The organism is Sorangium sp. So ce281, assembly GCF_051527395.1.
Taxonomy (GTDB): domain Bacteria; phylum Myxococcota_A; class Polyangia; order Polyangiales; family Polyangiaceae; genus Sorangium; species Sorangium cellulosum_B.
The window spans coordinates 3,552,062-3,571,036 of the sequence record NZ_CP150322.1 but is presented as its reverse complement, the minus strand read 5'-3'; the positions used below and the strand labels follow the sequence as shown (position 1 = coordinate 3,571,036).

Annotated in this window: 16 protein-coding genes and 1 pseudogene; 7 read left to right on the top strand and 10 right to left on the bottom strand. The window is 70.7% G+C overall.

What is annotated here, in order from left to right; translation table 11 throughout:
- Position 1: 1 nt before the first annotated feature.
- Positions 2-427, bottom strand: coding sequence for a CBS domain-containing protein (locus tag WMF27_RS13630; protein ID WP_437768440.1), 426 nt, complete (start codon positions 425-427; stop codon positions 2-4).
- Positions 428-652: 225 nt separating this feature from the next.
- Complete coding sequence (locus tag WMF27_RS13625) at positions 653-1,411, bottom strand: BON domain-containing protein (protein WP_437768441.1); 759 nt, start codon at positions 1,409-1,411, stop codon at positions 653-655.
- Between the two features lie 354 nt (positions 1,412-1,765).
- On the opposite strand from WMF27_RS13625, the gene WMF27_RS13620 reads away from it, so the two are divergent.
- From WMF27_RS13620 to WMF27_RS13610, 3 genes are all read left to right on the top strand, one after another.
- Complete coding sequence (locus tag WMF27_RS13620) at positions 1,766-2,995, top strand: RNA polymerase sigma factor RpoD/SigA (RefSeq protein ID WP_437768442.1); 1,230 nt, start codon at positions 1,766-1,768, stop codon at positions 2,993-2,995.
- Positions 2,996-3,071: 76 nt separating this feature from the next.
- On the top strand, positions 3,072-3,845 hold the full coding sequence (locus WMF27_RS13615; RefSeq protein ID WP_437768443.1) for a DUF72 domain-containing protein: 774 nt from the start codon (positions 3,072-3,074) through the stop codon (positions 3,843-3,845).
- A 408-nt stretch (positions 3,846-4,253) separates the two neighbouring features.
- A complete protein-coding gene (locus tag WMF27_RS13610; protein ID WP_437768444.1) occupies positions 4,254-5,666 on the top strand; it encodes a glycoside hydrolase family 15 protein in 1,413 nt (470 codons plus the stop codon).
- Between the two features lie 27 nt (positions 5,667-5,693).
- On the opposite strand, the gene polX is transcribed toward WMF27_RS13610, so the two are convergent.
- From polX to WMF27_RS13595, 3 genes are read right to left on the bottom strand one after another with little or no spacing between them, the layout of a single operon-like run.
- The gene (polX, locus tag WMF27_RS13605) at positions 5,694-7,445 is read right to left on the bottom strand and encodes a DNA polymerase/3'-5' exonuclease PolX (RefSeq protein ID WP_437768445.1); all 1,752 of its coding nucleotides are present in this window, start codon (positions 7,443-7,445) and stop codon (positions 5,694-5,696) included.
- Between the two features lie 11 nt (positions 7,446-7,456).
- Positions 7,457-7,867 carry a BRCT domain-containing protein gene (locus tag WMF27_RS13600; RefSeq protein ID WP_437768446.1) on the bottom strand — a complete coding sequence of 137 codons (411 nt, stop codon included), beginning with the start codon at positions 7,865-7,867 and terminating at the stop codon, positions 7,457-7,459.
- Entirely contained in the window at positions 7,867-8,739 is an 873-nt protein-coding gene (locus WMF27_RS13595) for a DNA ligase LigA-related protein (RefSeq protein WP_437768447.1), read from the bottom strand. The genes WMF27_RS13600 and WMF27_RS13595 overlap by 1 nt, the downstream gene beginning before the upstream one ends.
- 189 nt (positions 8,740-8,928) lie before the next feature.
- On the opposite strand from WMF27_RS13595, the gene WMF27_RS13590 reads away from it, so the two are divergent.
- Both WMF27_RS13590 and WMF27_RS13585 read left to right on the top strand, forming a co-directional pair.
- On the top strand, positions 8,929-9,360 hold the full coding sequence (locus WMF27_RS13590; protein WP_437768448.1) for an archease: 432 nt from the start codon (positions 8,929-8,931) through the stop codon (positions 9,358-9,360).
- Entirely contained in the window at positions 9,326-10,795 is a 1,470-nt protein-coding gene (locus WMF27_RS13585) for an RtcB family protein (protein ID WP_437768449.1), read from the top strand. The genes WMF27_RS13590 and WMF27_RS13585 overlap by 35 nt, the downstream gene beginning before the upstream one ends.
- Positions 10,796-10,971: 176 nt before the next feature.
- Here WMF27_RS13585 and WMF27_RS13580 read toward each other — a convergent pair whose 3' ends face one another.
- The gene (locus WMF27_RS13580; protein WP_437768450.1) at positions 10,972-12,747 is read right to left on the bottom strand and encodes an adenosylcobalamin-dependent ribonucleoside-diphosphate reductase; all 1,776 of its coding nucleotides are present in this window, start codon (positions 12,745-12,747) and stop codon (positions 10,972-10,974) included.
- Here WMF27_RS13580 and WMF27_RS13575 point away from each other — a divergent pair.
- Entirely contained in the window at positions 12,731-13,351 is a 621-nt protein-coding gene (locus WMF27_RS13575; RefSeq protein WP_437768451.1) for a CBS domain-containing protein, read from the top strand. The genes WMF27_RS13580 and WMF27_RS13575 overlap by 17 nt on opposite strands.
- Positions 13,352-13,644: 293 nt before the next feature.
- Positions 13,645-14,655: a universal stress protein gene (locus WMF27_RS13570; RefSeq protein ID WP_437768452.1), complete on the top strand. Its 1,011-nt coding sequence runs from the start codon at positions 13,645-13,647 to the stop codon at positions 14,653-14,655.
- A gap of 135 nt (positions 14,656-14,790) precedes the next feature.
- Here WMF27_RS13570 and groL read toward each other — a convergent pair whose 3' ends face one another.
- From groL to WMF27_RS13550, 4 genes and pseudogenes are all read right to left on the bottom strand, one after another.
- A complete protein-coding gene (gene groL, locus WMF27_RS13565) occupies positions 14,791-16,413 on the bottom strand; it encodes a chaperonin GroEL (protein WP_437768453.1) in 1,623 nt (540 codons plus the stop codon).
- 167 nt (positions 16,414-16,580) lie between these two features.
- On the bottom strand, positions 16,581-17,438 hold the full coding sequence (locus WMF27_RS13560; protein ID WP_437944184.1) for a 2-oxo acid dehydrogenase subunit E2: 858 nt from the start codon (positions 17,436-17,438) through the stop codon (positions 16,581-16,583).
- Between the two features lie 284 nt (positions 17,439-17,722).
- Positions 17,723-17,893, bottom strand: a pseudogene (locus WMF27_RS13555) (PAS domain S-box protein); the annotation flags it as partial.
- A 72-nt stretch (positions 17,894-17,965) separates the two neighbouring features.
- Positions 17,966-18,508, bottom strand: coding sequence for a hypothetical protein (locus tag WMF27_RS13550; protein ID WP_437768455.1), 543 nt, complete (start codon positions 18,506-18,508; stop codon positions 17,966-17,968).
- Positions 18,509-18,975 lie beyond the last annotated feature (467 nt).

Here is an 18,975-nt window from a genome sequence, read left to right as displayed (position 1 = left end):
GTCATGGGGCCCCGTCCCCTGCTCCTCCGCGGGTAACCGCGGCAACGTCGGAGAGCTCCCGCCCGAGGAGCTCCACGAGGTCGTCGCAGGTCACGATCCCAACGAGCTCGCCGCCCGCGCCGACGACCGGCAGCCGGCGCACCGCGCGCGCGCGCATGAGCGCCGCCGCCTCCGCGAACGAGGCGTCCGCGGACAGCGTTGCCGCCGGCGCGCTCACGATCTCGGCGAGGCGAAGCTGCTTCGGATCATGCCGCTTGGCGAGCACCCGCACGACCAGATCCCGATCGGTCACGATCCCCGGGCCGCCCGCGGTCTGCACGACGACCGAGCCAATCCCCTGGTCCCGCATGAGCCGCGCCGCCTCGGCGGCGGTCGCATCCGGCTGCAGGGTCTCGACCTTCGCGGTGCAATAATCGATGACAGCCATGGACCAACCCCTCTCGTGATCCCTCGGATCACGGGCGGAGAGGAAGCATGGGGTGTGCCCGCCGCTGCCGATGAGCGGCGCGTGGCCCGATGCAGACGAGCGGCCCGAGCTTGCCGTCCTCGGTGCCGGCGAGCGCGCGGGCTCGCCATCCTCCGCACGCTGCCCGAGAGCGCCGGGGCGCCAGCGCACCAGGACGGCTTTCGCGGCAAGCGCTCCCTCGGGGACTCATGAGGCGGCGACAGGCCTCCACCGCGCGGAGGCCATGTCCGGGGAGACCTCGATCTCGTTGCTCACGTCGTTCACGCCGAAAACGTACCAGGCGTCGTGCTCGGCGGTCCTGCGTTGCTCCTCGCTCGCCACGAGGCCTCGCAGCGTGACGCGCGAGCGCTCGGTGCTGACCCCGATCTCCGATGCGTCGAGGAGCGGCTCCTTCTCGAGGACGATGCGCACCGCGTCGGAGATCTCGTCGTCGTTGTCCTCCTCCGGGGCGTCGACCTCAAGCGCGTTCACCACGTCGCGGGTTCCTGGCGCCCACCAGCAGAGCACGCCGGCCAGGCGCTTGTGCGAGAGGCTGGGCACGGCCCCTTCGAGCCTCACGATCCCCTCATCGACGGCGACCTCGAGCGCGCCGCGCGACCGCGGCGGCTCGCGAACCACGTCGAGCGCGCCCCCACGGCGCCCCCGGACGGTGCACTCGTCGAACGTCGGCTCCGAGAGCAGGATATCCCGGATATGGCCGAGGACCTCGACGTCGCTCATGCCGACGCTCGGCTCGACGCGGAGCCGGTCGGCGACCCAGCGCACCTCGGGGAGCGCCGCGCCGCGCTCGAGCGCCCGCTTCTTCGCCGCAATATCCGGGAGCTCGCCCTCCATCGTGAGCACGCCGTCCAGATACTCGAGTCGGACCGGATATCGATGGAGGTCAAACCCGAGCCGGCCCAGCGCGGCGTGGGCCCTGCTCGTGACCGAGTCTGCGCCATCCATGTTTCGAGTCCATGGTGCCGAGCAGCGGCGATGCACAGGCCACGCGGCGGCCAAAGCCGCCCGCTGCGGTCGCCGCCGCACACCTCGCTCGCGCCCACCGCGCCGGGGCCTTCCGCGAGGCGCTCGCGTGGTTATCATGCATCACGGCGTAGAGCGTCGGGCGACAGAGCGCCCGCGCACGCTCCGCCGCAATCGCCACACGTTGCGCACGACGCTGCGCATGCGCGCAAATTACCCACGATGAGACAGACCGCTTCCATTTTCGACACCAACAACAGTGCTATCCGACCTGACGAGCTCAGCGAGCCGCGCCGGCACACCCCTGCCGCGCCGCGCTCCCGATGGCCCCTGGGCGTGGCCCGGCCGCGCCGCAGCGTGACGCCCGGGCGCGAGGGCGCGAGCCGCTATCTCGGCGGCTTCGGCGCGCGCCCCGCCCTGACGCGCGAGGAAGAGATCGCGCTCGCCCGCCGCATCGAGGAGGGGGAGGCAGCCATCCTGCGCGCGCTGGTGGGCTCGCCCGTCGCGCTCCGGGAGCTCGCCAGGATCGGCGAGGAGCTCGCGGCGCACAAGCTGCGTGCGCGCTACGTCCTCCGCGCCGCCGACGAGGAGGAAGCCGCCGCCGATCCGATCGAGGCCTCGCTCGTCGCGCTGCTCGAGCGCGCCGGCACGCTCGCCGAGGCGCTCGAGGCCGGCCGGCCGCGCCGGCGTGACCGCGACGCGCTCGCCTCCGGGCTCGAGCGCGCCCGGCTGCACCGCCGCGTCCTCGACCGCGTCGTCGACGCCCTCCGGGCAGCCCCGGCGCGGGACGGGGCCGCGCGCGCCACCATCGAGGCGGTCCAGGAGGGCCGGCGGACAGCCGATCTCGCCAGGGCCGAGCTTGTCGCCTCGTGCCTCCCGCTCGTGGCCAGGTTCGCGACCAGGTACCCGCACACGGGCCTGTCGCTCCACGACCTCATCCAGGAGGGCAACATCGGCCTCCTCCGCGCGGCCGACAAGTTCGACTTCCGCCGCGGAGTCCGGTTCTCCACCTACGCCGCGTGGTGGATCAAGCAGCAGATCGCGCGCGCGATCTCCGATCAGGCGCAGACCATCCGCGTGCCGGTGCACATGGTGGAGAGCCGCCGGAAGCTCCTCCGAGCGCGGCGCGCGCTCGCCCAGGAGCACGGACGCGAGCCCGAGGGCGATGAGCTGCTCGAGCGGACCGGCTTCTCCCAGGCGAAGATCGAGCTCGCCCTCGGGCTCGCGCCCGCGCCGCTCAGCCTCGACGCCCCCGCCGGTGAGGACCGCGAGGCGTGCGTCGGCGACTTCGTCCCCGACCCGAACGCGCCGGCGCCTGACGAGCAGGTCGCCGAGGGCCGGATGCGCGCGCAGGCGATGCAGCTGCTCGGCGAGCTCACGCCGCGAGAGCAGGACGTGCTCCGGCGCCGGTTCGGGCTCGACGGCGCGCCCGAGCTCACCCTCGCGGAGATCGGCGCGTCGATGTCGCTGTCGCGCGAGCGCATCCGGCAGATCGAGGCGGACGCGCTGCGCAAGCTCAAGGCCAGGTCGAAGCAGGCGAAGCTCGGCAGCTACCTCGCCCAGTGAGGCTCGGGGCGCGTGGCCCCCTGGGCGGAGGGCGGGTCGAGGGCGGCCGGCTCCGTGCCCATGGCTCTTGCTTGTCATGCCGGTGCTCGTGGGCACGTCGGGGTGGCAGTACCCCCATTGGCGAGGGCGCTTCTACCCCGAGCGCCTGAGCGCTTCGCGCTGGCTCGAGCACTATGCCCAGCGCTTCCAGGCCGTCGAGGTGAACGCCGCGTTCTACCGGCTCCCCGAGGCCTCGACATGTGAAGACTGGGCCGCCCGCACGCCCGAGGATTTCGTGATGGCGGTCAAGATGAGCCGCTTCCTCACGCACATGCGTCGACTCCGCGCGCCGGCCGAGCCGGTGGCGCGGTTCCTCGATCGCGTGCGCCACCTGGGCAGCAAGCTCGGCCCGGTGCTGCTGCAGCTCCCGCCCCGGATGAAGGCCGACGCGGGGAGGCTCGCGGCCGCCCTCGACTGCTTCCCGCGGTGCGTCCGCGTGGCCGTCGAGCCCCGGGACGCCTCGTGGTTCACCGAGGAGATATCGACGCTGCTCTCCGCGCATGACGCCGCGCTGTGCATCGCCGACAGCCCGTGGTTCAAGACACCCTTCCACCGCACGGCGACGTGGGCCTACCTGAGATTCCACGCGGGGTGCGCCACGCCGAGCCCGTGCTACGGCGGGGCCGCCCTCCGCGCCGCGGCCGAGCGGCTCGCCTCCACGTGGGGCCCGGGCGCAGACGCCTACGTCTTCTTCAACAACGACGGCGCCGGGTGCGCCGTGCGCGATGCCATCGTGTTCGCGCGTGCGGCGGAGCGAGCTGGGCTGACGGCGACCAGGGTGCCCCTGCGGCGCGAGGTGCGGGTGGGGTGAGGCACGGCACGGCGCGGGTCGTGCTCAACATTGCCCGGAGAGAGTTCACATGAAGGCGGGAAGGCGGGAAGATCATTGATCTTTTCTTCCCGCCTTCCCGTCTTCATGTTCAATTTTGAGCACGACCCTCCGCGGACCCCAGGAGGCCGCCGGCCAAGCCCAGCTCTTGCAATGCTCGGGAACGATGGCTCCTCCCGGATCACCCTTCGGATCATGGTGGATTGACCGGTTCGAGGCCGGGCGCAGCGAGATCGCCTCCTTGCGAGGTGGATAGGACACCGATCCCGTTGGCCAAGCGAGAAATGAACCGCCGAGACACCAAGGACGCCAAGATAGCTCTCCGTTCTTGGCGTACTCGGTGCGCTTGGCGGTCCGAAGTCCTGCGCTTTTCATGCGGTTTTAACCCGCTTGCAGCTCCAGGAGATCGACGTGAAAGCACAGGACCTGCGAAAATGGCTCCAGCAGGACACGGAGCGCGCCAAGGAGCTCTTGTTGAAGAATGTATCGCCTCCGGGATCCATCCGAGGAGCCATCGTGGCTTCCCCATCTCGATCGAACCCGAACTACTATTTCCACTGGGTTCGGGACTCCGGCATCGCGGTGAAGGCCATCCTCTCCCTGTACCAGTCGGCGACGCAGCCCGTGGCCCGGCAACGGTATTTCAACCTGCTGATGGATTTCGTGGATTTTTCCAGGCACATTCAGCGGACTGCCACGCAAAGCCCTGCCGGGCTGGGTGAGCCGAAGTTCACGATAGACGGAGAGCCCTACTCGGGGCCATGGGGACGTCCGCAGCACGACGGACCTGCCATTCGAGCCATCGAGCTCACTCGTCTCGCCTTCGTCCTTCTGAGCGAGGGCAAGCGGGAGCTGGTGCGTGAAAAGCTCTACGACGCGAAGCTGCCGACCGACTCGGTGATCAAGACGGACCTGGAATACATCTCGCACCACTGGCGCGAGCCCTGCTTCGATCTCTGGGAAGAGGTGTGGGGACACCATTTCTTCACGCGGCTCCTGGAGCGGACGGCGCTCATCGAGGGGGCCGCGCTCGCGATGAAGCTCGAGGATGCCGGCGCGGCCCGCTGGTATCTCGAGCAGTCGCGAGCGCTGGGCGATGAGTTGCTCTTGCACTGGGATCCCGGGCGCAATTACCTCGTCGCGACCCGTGAGCTGGACGGACGGCCGAGCGCTCGGAGCGGCCTGGACAGCTCGGTCGTCGCCGCGACGTTGGGCGGATATGCCACGGAAGAAGACCTCCACCCCGAAGGGGGTTGTGTTTACCCAGTGGACCAGGAGCAGGTGCTCGCGACGGCCGCGGCGCTGGAGAGTACCTTCGAGGCCATGTACCCGATCAACGATCCGTCGAGGCGTATCGAGGGGACTGCCATCGGCCGCTACCCGGAAGACCGCTACGATGGATATCGCGGGGATTCGCTCGGTAACCCGTGGCCAAGTCTCACGATCGCCTTCGCGGCGTATTACTACAAGCTGGCCGAACGCTACCTGAGGCTGGAGAGGGCCGTCCTCACCTCCACGAGCCTGCCGTTCTTCCAGAGGCTGCCGCTGGAAGACGCGCGCTTCCGCCCAGGCGAGGAGCTCCTCCTCGGCGACCCGCGCTTCGACGACGTCGTCTTTGCGCTCCGGCGCAAAGGGGATGCGCTCCTGGGTCGCGTGCATCACCACAGCAATCGCGGAGGATCGCTGTCAGAGCAGATGAATCGATTCACCGGGTATCAACAAGGGGCTCCTGATCTGAGCATGAACTACGCCGCTTATCTGCTTGCAGCTGGGATGAGCGGGCATCTACCGTCTTCTCGCTGAGCCGCGAATCGCCCACGATGAGAGCGCTCATCCAGCCGATGACAGCGAGGCGTCGCGCCTGCGCCGGCCGATGAGCTCGAGAAACTCCGCGCGAGGCGCGGTGTTCGCGATGTCCGCCCCGGCGCACCAGCCCCGCCGCGCCTGATCGATCCCGTGGCGCATGAAGTCGAGCTCCCCCACGGCGTGCGCGTCGGTGGCGACCACGAGCTTCGCGCCGGCCTCGCGCGCGAGGCGGATGTGGACGTCGCAGAGGTCCAGGCGCTCGGGCTGCGCGTTGATCTCGAGCAGCACGCCGAGCTCGCGCGCGGCGCGCGCGATCCGCGCGACGTCCAGCGCGTACGGCTCGCGCTTGCCGAGGAGGCGCCCGGTCGGGTGGCCGAGGGCCGTGACGAACGGGCTCTCGAGCGCGCGGAGGACGCGGCGCGTCATCGCGGGCTCCGGCATCGTGAGCTTCGAGTGCACGCTGGCGACGACGTAATCGAGCGCCGCCAGCGCCGCGTCGTCGAGGTCGAGCGACCCGTCCTCGAGGATGTCGACCTCGGCGCCGTGCAGGATCGCGATCCCGCCGATCGTCCGGCGGAGCCTGTCGACGGCCCTCGCCTGCTCGCGGAGCCCGCGGGCGTCGAGCCCGCGCGCCACGCGGACCGCCTGCGTGTGATCGGTGATCGCCACGTAGTCGTACCGGCGCGCCTTGCACGCCCTGACCATCGCCTCGAGCGAGTCGCGCCCGTCGGTGGTCGTCGTGTGCACGTGCAGGTCACCCCGGATGGCGCCGACCTCGACGAGCTCGGGCAGCCGGCGCTCGCGCGCGGCCTCGATCTCGCCGGCGTCCTCGCGCAGCTCGGGCGGGATCCAGGGCAATCCGACCGCGCGAAAGACGTCCGCCTCCGCCCGCCCCGCGATCCGCCGATCGTCCCGGAAGATCCCGTATTCGTTGATCTTGAGCCCGCGATTCACGCCCAGCGTGCGGACGGCGATGTTGTGGGCCTTCGAGCCCGTGAAGTAATGGAGGGCCGCGCCGTAGGACTCCGGCGGCACGACGCGGAGGTCGATCTGGAGCCCGGACCGCAGCACGACCGAGCACTTCGTCGCGCCGTGGGCGAGCACCTGCTTGATGTCCGGGTAGGCCATCAGGCGCGACGCGACGGGCTCGCCCTGGCTGGCGGACACGAGGATGTCGACGTCGCCCACCGTCTCCTTGCGGCGCCGGAGGCTGCCCGCCACCTCGACGGCCAGGGCCCCGCGCGCCGCCCGGAGGTGCTTGAGCAGCGGCGCGACCTGCGCCTCGGCGTCCGCGAGCCGCACGCGCCCGGCGGTCGCCCGACGCTTCACGCAGCCGTCGAGGATCGTCGCCGCGAGCTTCTCGCCGAAGCCGCGCACCTCGAGGAGGCGACCCGACCGCGCGGCCTGCTCGAGCTCGTCCGCCGTCTCGACGCCGAGCCTCTCGTACAGCAGCCGCGCGCGCTTCGGCCCGAGCGACGGGATCCGCATCATCTCGACGAGGCTCTCGGGGGTCTTCGCCGCCAGCTGCTTCAGCAGCGGCAGCTCGCCGGTCTCGAGGAGCTCGACGATCTTGCCCGCGAGATCCTTGCCGATTCCAGGCAGCCCGGTGAGCGCGCCCGCGCCCTCGCGCTCCACGAGCCCGGCCACGGGCTCACCGAGCGCCGCCAGCGTGCGCGCCGCGGTGCGGTAGGCCCGCACGCGGAACGGGCTCTCGTCCTGGATCTCGAGCAGATCCGCCACTTCCTCGAAGATGCGCGCGATGTCGACGTTCTCCATGCACCCCCCGTTCACGCCTGGACGAGCTTCCGGAACTCGCCCTCCGTCAGCAGGGCGACGCCGAGCGCCCTTGCCTTCTGGAGCTTTTCGCCGGGGCTCTCGCCCAGCACGACGTAGTCCGTCGACGCTCCGACGCTTCCGGACGCGCGTCCGCCGGCGCGGCGGACGAGCTCCTCGGCCTCGGGGCGCGTCATCGACGGGAGCGCGCCGGTGAACACCACGGTCTTTCCGGCGAGCGGGCTGGCCGCTGCGGCGGGCGCGGCGCCCGCGCGGCGGGGCCGGTGCGCCGGACGGACCCCGCGCTCGAGGCAGCGCGCGATGACCCGCCGGTGCTGGGGGCGCCCCAGGAAGCCGGCGATGCCGGCCGCAACGTTCGGTCCGATCCCCTCGACCTGCTGCAGCGCGCGCTCGTCGGCCGCCATCACCGCCTCGATCGATCCGAAATGATCGGCGAGATCTCCTCGTCGCTCTCGACCTGGCGGTTGTGCGGGCTGACGCGGAGGCCCCACCCGCGGAGGGCCTCCAGCCGCTCCCAGTGCCTCGTGAGCGCCGGGCCGCCCGCCATGGCCAGCACATCGTAGAAGACGATCTCGAGCGGACGCGCGGCGGTGACGCGCGGATCGAGCTGCCGGAGCGACCCCGCGGCGGCGTTGCGCGCGTTGGCGAACAGCGGCTTTCCCGCCCTCGCCAGCTGCTCGTTGAGGCGGCGGAAGGCGGCCGTGGCCATGAGCACCTCGCCGCGCACGGACAGCCGCTCCGGAGGCGGCCGTCCGTCATCGACGAGCCGGAGGGGCACGGAGCGGATCGTCTTCACGTTGGCGGTGACGTCCTCGCCGCGCTCGCCATCCCCCCGCGTCCCGGCGCGGACGAGCGCGCCGCGCTCGTACACCACCTCGATCGACGCGCCGTCGAGCTTCGGCTCTGCCACGAACGTGGGCCGGCCCTGGCCGAGCGCCTGGCGAAGGCGGTCGATGAAGCGCCGCACGTCCTCCTCGTGGACCACCGAGTCGAGGCTGAGCATCGGCGCCAGGTGGCGGACCTCGGGGAACGCCGGCAGCGGGGCTCCGGCCACGCGCTGCGTCGGCGAGTCCGGGGTCACGAGGTCCGGATAGAGCCCTTCCAGCCGCTTCAGCTCGTCGAGCCGGCGATCGTACTCGGCGTCCGAGATGACCGGGCGATCGAGCACATAATAGAGGTGGTCGTGGACCCGGATCTCGCGGCGCAATGCCTCGATCCGACGGCGCGTGTCCTCGCGCGGTTGGCGCGTAACCCCGGCCGGCGATGCCGTGCTCATGCGTCGGATCCCTTCCAGCCGGCGGCGCGCTCGATCGCTCTCGCCGCCGTGCCGTTCATTGAGGCAGGCGGTGTGCCACGAGGCCGGCCCGCGCGGCCGCTGCGCCCTGTCGTTCGCCCTCATGCCGACGCCACCACCTTGTCGGCGCGGTCGGCGCGACCATGCTCCTCGTGAGGAGGTGATCTGCCCGTGCCGCCGCATCCGACCTCTGCTGCCTCGCACGCCTTCGAGGAGCACACGGGCGAGCTCCGCCTCCGCGTCGACGCTCCCGCGCTCGCGGAGCTCTTCGCCGAGGCCGGCCGCGCGCTCGCCCGGATCGCGTGCGGCGATCGGCCGCCGCCCCCGCCCGAGGGCGAAGCTCAGCCGGTCAGCCTGCGATCGCGCGATCGAGCGGCCCTGCTCGTCGACTGGCTGAACGACCTCATCTTCCGCACCGAGGTCGAGGGCAGGGTCTTCAGCGAGTTCCGCTTCACGCGCCTCACCGATCGCGATCTCGACGCCTGGATCCGCGGCGCGCGAGCGCCGGAGGCGCGGGCGCTGGTCAAGGCCGCGACGCTGCACGATCTCGAGATCACGGAGACCTCTCATGGCATATCCGCAACCGTCGTCCTCGACGTCTGAGGCGCCCGCCCGCGGCGTCCCGCTCACGCGGCTCGGCCCCTTCGAGTACGAGATACCGACCTCCTACCGCCGCGACATGCGCGTCCCCGCGCGCGTCTTCGCGGATCCGGAGCAGCTCGCGGCGATCGAGCGCGACCGGAGCCTCGAGCAGCTCGTCAATGTCACCACCCTCCCCGGCATCGTCGGCGCCGCGCTGGGCATGCCGGACATGCACGAGGGGTATGGCTTCCCCGTGGGCGGCGTCGCCGCGACGCTCCTGCCCGACGGCGTGATCTCGCCCGGCGGGATCGGCTTCGATATCAACTGCGGTGTCCGCTTGCTCGTATCACGCATCGACCAGGCGACGATCGCGCCGCACCTCGAGGCGGTCGTGCACGAGCTGAGCCGCAGCGTACCCACGGGCGCGGGGCGCGGCGGCCCGCTGATGCTGTCGGACGACGAGCTCGATCGGTTGCTCAACGAGGGCGTGCCCTGGCTCATCCGCGCGCACGGCCTCGGTCGGCCCGAAGATCTCGAGGTCATCGAGGCGGGCGGCTGCCTGCCCGGGGCCGACGCGGCGCACGTCTCCTCGCGCGCCAAGCAGCGAGGCCGCGGTCAGCTCGGCTCGCTCGGCAGCGGCAACCACTTCCTCGAGGTCCAGGTGGTCGAGGAGATCTTCGACGAGGCCGCGGCGGCGCGGCTCGGCCTCGCGAGCGGCCGCGTCGCCGTGCTGATCCACACCGGCTCGCGCGGCCTCGGCCACCAGGTGTGCACCGACCACGTGCGCCTGATGGACGAGGCGGCCGGGCGCCTCGGGATCGAGCTTCCGGACCGCCAGCTCGCCTGCGCGCCGCTGTCCTCGCCGGAGGGCCGCCGCTACTTCGCGGCCATGTGCGCCGCGGCGAACTTCGGCTTCGCCAACCGGCAGGTCATCGCCGAGACGGCGCGGCGCGTGTTCGCGCGCGTCGTGGGCGACGGGGAGCTCGCCCTCGTCTACGACGTCGCCCACAACACGGCGAAGATCGAGCGCGCCGCCGGCCGCGAGGTCTGCGTCCACAGGAAGGGCGCGACGCGCGCGCTCGGACCCTCGAGCGCCGAGATCCCGGCGCGCTACCGGGGGCTCGGCCAGCCCGTGTTCATCCCCGGCAGCATGGGGACGGCCTCGTTCGTCCTCGTGGGCACGGACGCGTCGGCGGCGGTGTCGTTCAGCAGCACCTGCCACGGCGCGGGCAGGACCATGAGCCGCGGCGCGGCGAAGCGCCAGGTGACGGGCCACGAGCTGCGCAAGGAGCTCGAGCGGCGCGGCATCGTGGTCCGCTGCCCCTCGAACGCCGAGCTCGCGGAGGAGGCGCCCGTCGCCTACAAGGACGTCGAGCGCGTCGTCGAGGTCGTCCACCGCGCGGGCATCGCGCGGAAGGTGGCGCGGCTCCGGCCGATGGGCGTGGTGAAGGGGTGAGGCCGGGCGCGCCCGCGCGGCAGCGAGCCGATCTCGACAGGCGAAACCGCCGACGGGCGCCGGGCGCGCCGCACGACGGGAGCCGCTCGGGACCGCCTTCGGCTGCGCGGTTCCGAGCCGCTTGGGCGCCGGCCTCCGTCCTGCCGACGTGCGCGCTCATGGGGCCCTCGGCCTGTCTACAGCTTGCACGCGGCCGGATCGCAGCGCGCGAAGTGCTCGATCGCCGCGGCGCTCTCCTGCGCGCCGAGCTCGAGGACCTGCCGATCCTTGCTGCCGTAACGATACACCGTGACCCCCTTGAGCCCGAGCTCCCACGCCCTCCGGTACGCGGCCGCGACGTCATCGGCGGTAGCTGTCTCGGGCAGGTTGATCGTCTTCGAGACCGCGTTGTCCACGTACTTCTGGAATGCCGCCTGGATCCGGAGGTGCGCCTCGGGGCTCATCTCCAGCGCCGTCCGGAAGAGCTCCACGACGGCGCGCGGGATGCCGGCGATCGCGGACAGCGAGCCTTTCGCCGCGAGCTCGGCCGCGAGCGCGTCGGACCAGACGCCGAGCTCGCGCGCGTGCTGCTCGAAGAGAGGGCTCGCTTCCACCAGCGTTTGCCCGCCGAGCACGCCGGTGTGCCGGAACACGAGGCCAAAGAGGGGCTCGATGCCCGCCGAGGTGCCCGCGACGAGGCTGATCGTGCCCGTCGGGGCGATCGAGGTGAGGGTGGCGTTGCGTACCCGCCGGCCGCGCGCCGAAAAGACGCTCTGTTCCCAGGCCGGGAATGGGCCGCGCTCGACGGCGAGCTCCTCCGACGTCGCGAGCGCGCGCTCGGCGATGAAGCCCATGACCTCCTCGGCCGCGCTCACCGCCGCCGTCGAGCCGTAGGGGATGCCCAGACGGAGCAGCAGCTCGGCGAAGCCCATGACGCCGAGCCCGATCTTGCGGGTCCTCCGGACCGCCGCGTCGATCGGCGGCGCAGGCCGGCGTCCCACCTCGATCACGTCGTCGAGGAAGCGCACGGCGAGCCGCGCCGTGCGGGCGAGCCTGCCCCAGTCGATGGCCTGCCCGCCCGCGCCGCGGCGGACCATGCGGCCGAGGTTGATCGAGCCGAGATTGCACGCCTCGTACGGGAGGAGCGGCACCTCGCCGCACGGGTTCGTCGCCTCGAAGGCGCCGAGCGCGGGCGTCGGGTTGGCGCGGTTGGCCGCATCCAGGAAGAAGAGCGCCGGGTCGCCGCTCCGGTGGGCCGCGCGCGCGATGCGCTCGAAGAGATCGTGCGCCGGGACGGTTCGAACGATCTCGCCAGTCCGAGGATGGCGCAGCGGATGGGGGCGATCCGCGCTTGCGTCCGCCATGAAGGCGTCGGTCATGGCCACCGAGAGGTTGAAATTGGAGAAGCTCTGCCCGTCGAGCTTGGCATCGACGAACGCTTCGACGTCCGGGTGATCGACGCGCAGCACACCCATGTTCGCCCCGCGGCGCCTCCCTCCCTGCTTGATGCTGTCCGTCGCGCAGTCGAAGATCCTCATGAACGACACGGGGCCGGAAGCCCTTCCCCCGGTGGAGGCGACCAGGGCGTCCTTCGGCCGGAGGCGTGAGAACGAGAAGCCGGTGCCGCCGCCCGACTGCTGGATGAGGGCCATGTGCTTGAGCGCGTCGAAGATCCCGTCGAGGCTGTCTTCGACGGGCAGCACGAAGCACGCGGAGAGCTGCCCGAGCGGGGCGCCAGCGTTCATCAGCGTCGGAGAGTTCGGCAGGAAATCAAGCGCCGCCAGCGCGTCGAAGAACGCCTCCTCCCACGGCTCCGGACGCCCGCCGGCGAAGTCGCCCTCCGCCCGCGCGACCGCGCGGGCGACGCGGCGGAGCAGCTCCTCGGGCGTCTCGAGGATCTCCCGGTTCGCGCCTCTCCTGAGGTATCGGGCCTCGAGGACCCGCCTCGCGTTGTCGGTGAGCGCCAGCCCCATCGTCGTGCTCCGATTCGACCCCTGCGCGCTCGGCGAGCTCGACGTGACCCCGCGCGTCTCCCACAGCCAGCTCGTACAGCACCGGAGTTGCAAGGAAGAGACCATGTGGCTCACGCCGGCGGCGCGGCTCATCGCGGGATCGGCTGGTCCGCGAGTTGCACCGAGCGCGGAGGAGATGCCGTTACCCAAGATCTGCGCCGCCGAGCTCATGACCGAGAACCCCCGGACCGTGCGGGTCGACGACCCCATCGGCGAGGCGGTGAACGTGCTCCAGACGATGGACTTCCGCCACGTGCCGGTCGTCGACGAGCAGGGTGAGCTGGTCGGGATGCTCAGCGATCGCGACCTGCGCGCGCTCCAGTTGCCCTACTCGGAGGACGCCGCCGTCGTCGACAGGGCGCTGCGGAAGGCCCGCGCGCCGGTGTCCACGATCATGAGCGGCAATGTCGTGAGCGCCAGTCCGGACGCGGACGTGACCGAGCTCATGGAGCTCATGCTCGACAACAAGATCGGCGCGCTCCCGGTCGTCGACGGAGAAGGTGCCCTGGTCGGCATCGTCAGCTATGTGGACGTCTTTCGCGGGCTCCTCGAGGAGGAGGAGTGACCCGTCGTCTCCTTGGCGCGCAGGATGCGCACATGATCGGGAGCTCCCTGAAGGCGTGAATCGCTCCGGCTCAGCCAGGTCCTCGCGATGGCCGCCAGGCACGGCCAGGTCGACACGCACATGGCAGGCGGTGATCGCCGTCCTCGAACCCCACCGCCGTCGCGTTCACGGGGAACCAGTACAGCGCGAGGTGCGGGCGGGGTGAGGCCGGGCACGGCGATTGCTGCGATCGGTGGATACGACGCGCAAAGCGCCGGTCCCACGGCGATGGGACATGGACCAGCGGAGGCAGCATGCAGCCTGTGCAGCGGATCCTGGCCACCACGGATCTCTCGGAGCTCTCGAGCGCGGCGGTGAGGGTCGCCCTGGAACAAGCGCGCTCCTGGGGCGCCGAGCTCCGGATCCTCCACGTCGCAGCGTCCGCGCAAGCGCAGCCGAACGCGGCAGAGGCGCTGCGCCATTTCGCCGCGGAGCTCGGCAACGGGGTTCGCATCGTCCCGCTCGTCCGGGTGGGATCTGCCGCGGAGGAGATCGTCAGGTGTGCTGAGGAAGACGACGTCCAGCTGATCGTGATGGGCTGCCACGGGCGCACCGGCACCACGGCCGTGCTGCTGGGCAGCGTCGCCGAGCGCGTCGCGCGGACCTCGAGCCGCCCCGTGCTGATGGTGCCCCCGGAGAAGGAGGCCCGCGGGACCGGGATGATCATGGGACCGCCGCCGTACGCCTCGCGGTCTCGCTGCCTGCGCTGCGGCGTGCGCTCGGAGTACCAGTTCTGCGCCGCGTGCCGCGCCCATTTCCGCATGTTCGATGTGCCCGCAGGAGGGGGGCCTCCGGAGGCTCCTGGGGCAGGCCCCCTCAGCGCGGAGCGGATCGAGGCGCTCCTCGAGCGCGGCGCCTTCGGCCGGCTGGGCTGCCACGCCGAAGGACGGACGTACGTCGTGCCGATGAGCTACGCCTACGAGAAAGGCCTCCTTTACCTGCGCTCGGCGGAGGGAACCAAGGTCCGGATGATGCGTAAAAATCCGGAGGTCTGCTTCCAGGTCGACCATATCCAGAGCCTCGCTGACTGGGAGAGCGTCATCGTGTTCGGGGTCTTCCGCGAGCTCACGGCGCAGGAGGCGGTCGAAGGCCTGCGGCGCATCCGCGACCGGCTGGCGTCCCTCGCCCACGAGGACGCCTGGCCGCGCCCGTCCGAGGCGTCCGCCGACGACACGCTTGGCCACCGGGCCTACGTGGGGGCGCGCGGCGCGGTCGTCGGTTGCATCGAGCCCGTGGAGAAGACGGGGCGCTATCAGATGCGCTGAACCACCTCGGCGGTCGAGGCGACCGCCGGCCGCGCACGTTCTCGAGCAGCTCGCGGTTTTCGCAGGTTGCCGGTGCTCTTCTCGAGAGCTCAGATGGACGAGATCGCCTGATGGCCGATGAACCCGACGCGCCGCTCATTCGAGCGGTGGCGCGGCCGCCCGATCCTTCGCCGCCGACTCGGGCACATCGGTCAACGTCGCCTCCGTCAAGAGCAGCACGCTCGCCACCGACACGGCGTTCTCGAGCGCGACGCGCACCACCTTGGTCGGGTCGATGATGCCCGACTCGACGAGATCGACGTACGCGCCGCGCGCCGCGTCGAACCCGAGATTGCCGCTGCCGGCGCGCATCCGCTCGAGCACGACGCCGGCGTCGACGCCGGAGTTCTCCGCGATCTGCCGCGTCGGGGCCTCGAGCGCGCGGCGCAGGATGCGCACGCCGGTGCGCTCGTCGCCGTCGCAGTGCTGCTCCTCGTGCTCCACCGCGACGCTCGCGCGCAGGAGCGCGAGCCCCGCGCCGGGCACGACGCCCTCGACCACCGCCGCCTTGGTCGCGTTGATCGCGTCCTCGAAAGCCTCTTTCCGAGACTTCATCTCCGTTTCGGACGGCGCCCCGACCCGGACGACCGCCACGCCCCCGACGAGCTTCGCCAGGCGCTCCTCGAGCTTCTCGCGATCGTAGTCGCTCTTCGTCTCTCTCCTCAGCCGCCGGAGCAGCTCGACCCTCGTCTGGATGGCGTGAGGGTCGCCGGCGCCGCCGACGATCGTCGTGCTCTCCTGCTTCACGACGACCCGCGCCGCCCGCCCGAGCTGGTCCCGCGTCACGTGCTCCAGCTTCACCCCTGCTTCCTCGGCGATCACCTCTCCCCCGGTCAGGATCGCGATGTCCTCGAGCATCGCCTTGCGTCGGTCCCCGAAGCCGGGCGCCTTGACCGCGACGCACGCGAGCGTCCCGCGCAGCTTGTTCACGACGAGCGTGGCCAGCGCGTCGCCCTCGACCTCCTCCGCGATGAGCAGGAAGCTCTGCCCCTCTTTTGCGACCTGCTCGAGCAGGGGGAGCAGGTCTTTCATGACGCCGATCCGCTTCTCGTGGATCAGGATGAGCGGCTCCTCCAGCACGCACTCCATGCGCTCCGGGTCGGTCACGAAATACGGCGAGAGATACCCGCGGTCGAACTGCATGCCTTGCACCACCTCGACCGCCGTCTCTGTCCCCTTCGCCTCCTCGACGCTGATGACGCCCTCCCCCCCGACCTTCTCCACGGCGTCGCCGACGAGCTCGCCGATGGCTGCGTCGTTGTGCGCCGCGACCGTGGCGACCTGGATCTTCTCCTGGCGGCTCTGCACGGGGCGGGAGAGCGACCGCACCGCGTCGACGGCCGCGTGGAGTCCCCGTTCGATGCCGCGCTTGAGGTCGATCGCGCTCGCGCCCGCGGCGATGTTGCGGAGCCCCTCCGCGTAGATCGCGTGAGCCAGGAGGGTGGAGGTCGTCGTGCCGTCGCCGACCGCGTCGCCCGTGCGCTCGGCCGCCTCGCGGATGATCTGCACGCCGACGTCCTCTTCCGGGTCCTTGAGGCTCAGCTCCTTGGCGATCGAGACACCATCGTTGCACACGATGGGGCGCCCCCACGCGCGCCCGATGAGCACGCTCTTCGACTTCGGGCCGAGCGTCACGCGGACCGCGTCGGCGAGCGCCGTGGCGCCGCGCAGGACCTTCTCGCGAGCAGCGGCGTGGAGAAGGAGTTGCTTGTGGGGCATCGCGGAAGACCTCCTGGACGAGCGCGGCCGACCTTCTGTCTGTGGCCGCCCTCCAGGATGCAACCTCAGGGCCTGCTCTGTCGGGTGCCGGTCGCGCGCTCCGATCGTCGTCTCCCGAGAGATCGACGGCTCGCCTGCGCCCGCGGCGCCGGCGGCCGTGATGTGTGTCAGCGAGAAGCGGAAATCTCGGCGTCCAGCCGGTCGAAGCAGCGGAACGGGTCCTCCAGCATCTCGCGCACGGTGCGCGCCAGCACGCTCGCGTGGAAGCCGTCGATGAAGCGGTGATCGAACGTGGCGCTCACGCGCATCACCTTGCCGGGCACCACCTTGCCGTCCTCGACCACCGGCTCGTCGCTCACCACGCCCGGGACCACGAGGACCGGCGTCCGCGTATAGGGCACGAGCGGCACATAGGCGTTCTCCAGGCCCAGCGAGCCGACGTTGGTCACCGTGAGCGCGCCGAACGGATCGCGCGGAAGCCCCAGCTTCGACAGGTCCAGGTTGAGCGTGTACATCACGAACGAGAGCAGGCGCAGGAAGACGTTCATGAAGAGGAACGGGATGTGCCGGATCGTTCGCTTCGTCTCTTCCACCGCCCTGTCGCGCCGCTGGCGCGCGCGCTCGATCGTCCGGTCCAGCTCGTCGACGATCTGCACCAGGCTCTTCTCATGGGCCCGCTCGATCGTGGTCACGGTGAGATCCACCTCGCCGTCGATGCCGGCCGCCTGCACGACCAGCACCGAGACGGTGACGCCGCGCCGGAGGTAGATCCTGTTCCAGCGCAAGATCGCGTTGGCGTCGGGGCAGCGGCGCAGCGCCTCGGCGCAGGCCTTGGCGACCAGGTGTGTCACCGTGAGCCGGCGGCCGGTGCTGAGACGGAACGCCTTGATGTAGTCGAGCGCGCGATCCATGCGCAGGGTGAGCGTGCCGTACACCGAGGGATCGTAGGCGGTGCGCCAGGTGCCGATGGCCAGCTTGCGGAAGCTGGAGATCTCCTGTTTGGGCACGAGATCGAGGTTGGGCATGATCCACCCGGCCATGGCCCGCGCCGCCGCTGCATGGTTCGGGCCACCGAGGACAGCGCCGCCGCCGCCCTCTCCGGAGGTCTCCGGCGGAGGACGCGCATCGTCGCCGCACGCGGTACGACCAAGTCATGACCCAGCGGAGAGCACGTTCCGTTCGCCTCGGCAGCGGCGCGGGGGCAGCCTGCGCGGGGTCGCCGCGCGGATGCAGGACATGGACCGCATGTGCACGATCGCCTCCGCCACATGAAAAGGAACCGCCTCAGGCGCTCCCGCTCCTCCTCCGCCTGCCTGCGCGCCGTCACGTCCTCCACCTGGGCGATGTAGTGAACCGGCTCGCCCTTCTCGTCGCGCACCACGGAGGTGTGCAGGAGGACGTGGATGATCGTGCCGTTCTTGGGGAGGTATCGCCTGGCGAGACGACAGCGCGGGATCTCGCCGCGACGCAGCGCCCGCACCGGCAGGGCGAGGCCGCGCAGGCGACCTCGTCTTGGCGGCCCACGGACGGCTCCGTAGTATCTGTCCACACGCTACCGTGGCTGACCTACCAGCAGGCCGATGATGGGGAACGACAGCAGGACCGAGAAGGAAATTCCCATCGTCCAGCGCATCCATCTCTTCTGCGGATGTTGGACCCAGGCTGACAGCAGCAGCGACAGAGACAGGGACTGCAGGAGGACCTCTGGAAGACCCCTGAGGTGGACCCATGTCGGCAACGTTGTATAGACCATCCCCTCGATGGAGCCCGGAGCCGGTCCGAACGTGCCGAGGATGCCTATCACCACCAGGGCGATCCACATCACCAGCCATCCGTTCTTCTTCCCGAAGAACGGCTCGCGCAGCAGATAGAAGACCCCCCCGAACATCGCTCCCCGGATAGGTTGAAACAGCGGTCCCGCCATCACCCAGGGATCGCTCGTCGGCCGCATCAGGAGGTTCAGGCTCGACTCTGCGAAGAACCGTGTATAATCGAGCAGCGAAGACGCCAGGAGACCCACGATCGTGTAGGTGACAGAGTGGGTCACGGCCGTCTTGACCACGATCTCGAGAAGCGTTGGTCGAACTTGGCTCACGACGTGCTCCCTGTAGGACGAGGTGGATGCGCTGTGCATCATTATTGCAGGATTGCAGGGCACGTGCCAGCGATTGCCCCGACCACGTCGAGCCACCTGACCCGAGCCGGCCGGAGCACGCAAGCCTTGGATCGGTGCCCACCTACAGGCCCGGGCAACCCGCGGGGACCTACCGCCGGGCTTCGCCGAGATCTGGCACGGTGGCGTCGTCGAGGGGCCGCAGCGGCGGTAACGGGCAGCGAACGCGCAGTTCTTGCGCCGACACGAACGACACGCGTATACGAAGTGTCGGGTTCGTCGACTTTCACCTCTATGAATCGGATGGAAGCACGGCAAGGGTGCGGAGGGCATGAGGAGAGCGCCGTGGTCCCAGGTCGTGTTGTGATTGGCTATGGCACGGAGGCGACCGATGTGGCCAGGTTGGCCTGCAGAGACAAGGAGAACGATAGTGAGCTCGTTCTCGACGC

Excerpts from the sequence above, each read along its gene's own strand:
- WMF27_RS13585 (WP_437768449.1), top strand. The coding sequence starts at position 9,326 with ATGGCATATCCGCAACCGTCGTCCTCGACGTCTGAGGCGCCCGCCCGC.
- WMF27_RS13630 (WP_437768440.1), bottom strand. The coding sequence starts at position 427 with ATGGCTGTCATCGATTATTGCACCGCGAAGGTCGAGACCCTGCAGCCG.
- WMF27_RS13600 (WP_437768446.1), bottom strand. The coding sequence starts at position 7,867 with ATGGCGGCCGACGAGCGCGCGCTGCAGCAGGTCGAGGGGATCGGACCG.
- WMF27_RS13595 (WP_437768447.1), bottom strand. The coding sequence starts at position 8,739 with ATGAGCACGGCATCGCCGGCCGGGGTTACGCGCCAACCGCGCGAGGAC.
- polX (WP_437768445.1), bottom strand. The coding sequence starts at position 7,445 with ATGGAGAACGTCGACATCGCGCGCATCTTCGAGGAAGTGGCGGATCTG.
- groL (WP_437768453.1), bottom strand. The coding sequence starts at position 16,413 with ATGCCCCACAAGCAACTCCTTCTCCACGCCGCTGCTCGCGAGAAGGTC.
- WMF27_RS13570 (WP_437768452.1), top strand. The coding sequence starts at position 13,645 with ATGCAGCCTGTGCAGCGGATCCTGGCCACCACGGATCTCTCGGAGCTC.
- WMF27_RS13625 (WP_437768441.1), bottom strand. The coding sequence starts at position 1,411 with ATGGATGGCGCAGACTCGGTCACGAGCAGGGCCCACGCCGCGCTGGGC.
- WMF27_RS13560 (WP_437944184.1), bottom strand. The coding sequence starts at position 17,438 with ATGCCCAACCTCGATCTCGTGCCCAAACAGGAGATCTCCAGCTTCCGC.
- WMF27_RS13580 (WP_437768450.1), bottom strand. The coding sequence starts at position 12,747 with ATGGGGCTGGCGCTCACCGACAACGCGAGGCGGGTCCTCGAGGCCCGA.
- WMF27_RS13615 (WP_437768443.1), top strand. The coding sequence starts at position 3,072 with ATGCCGGTGCTCGTGGGCACGTCGGGGTGGCAGTACCCCCATTGGCGA.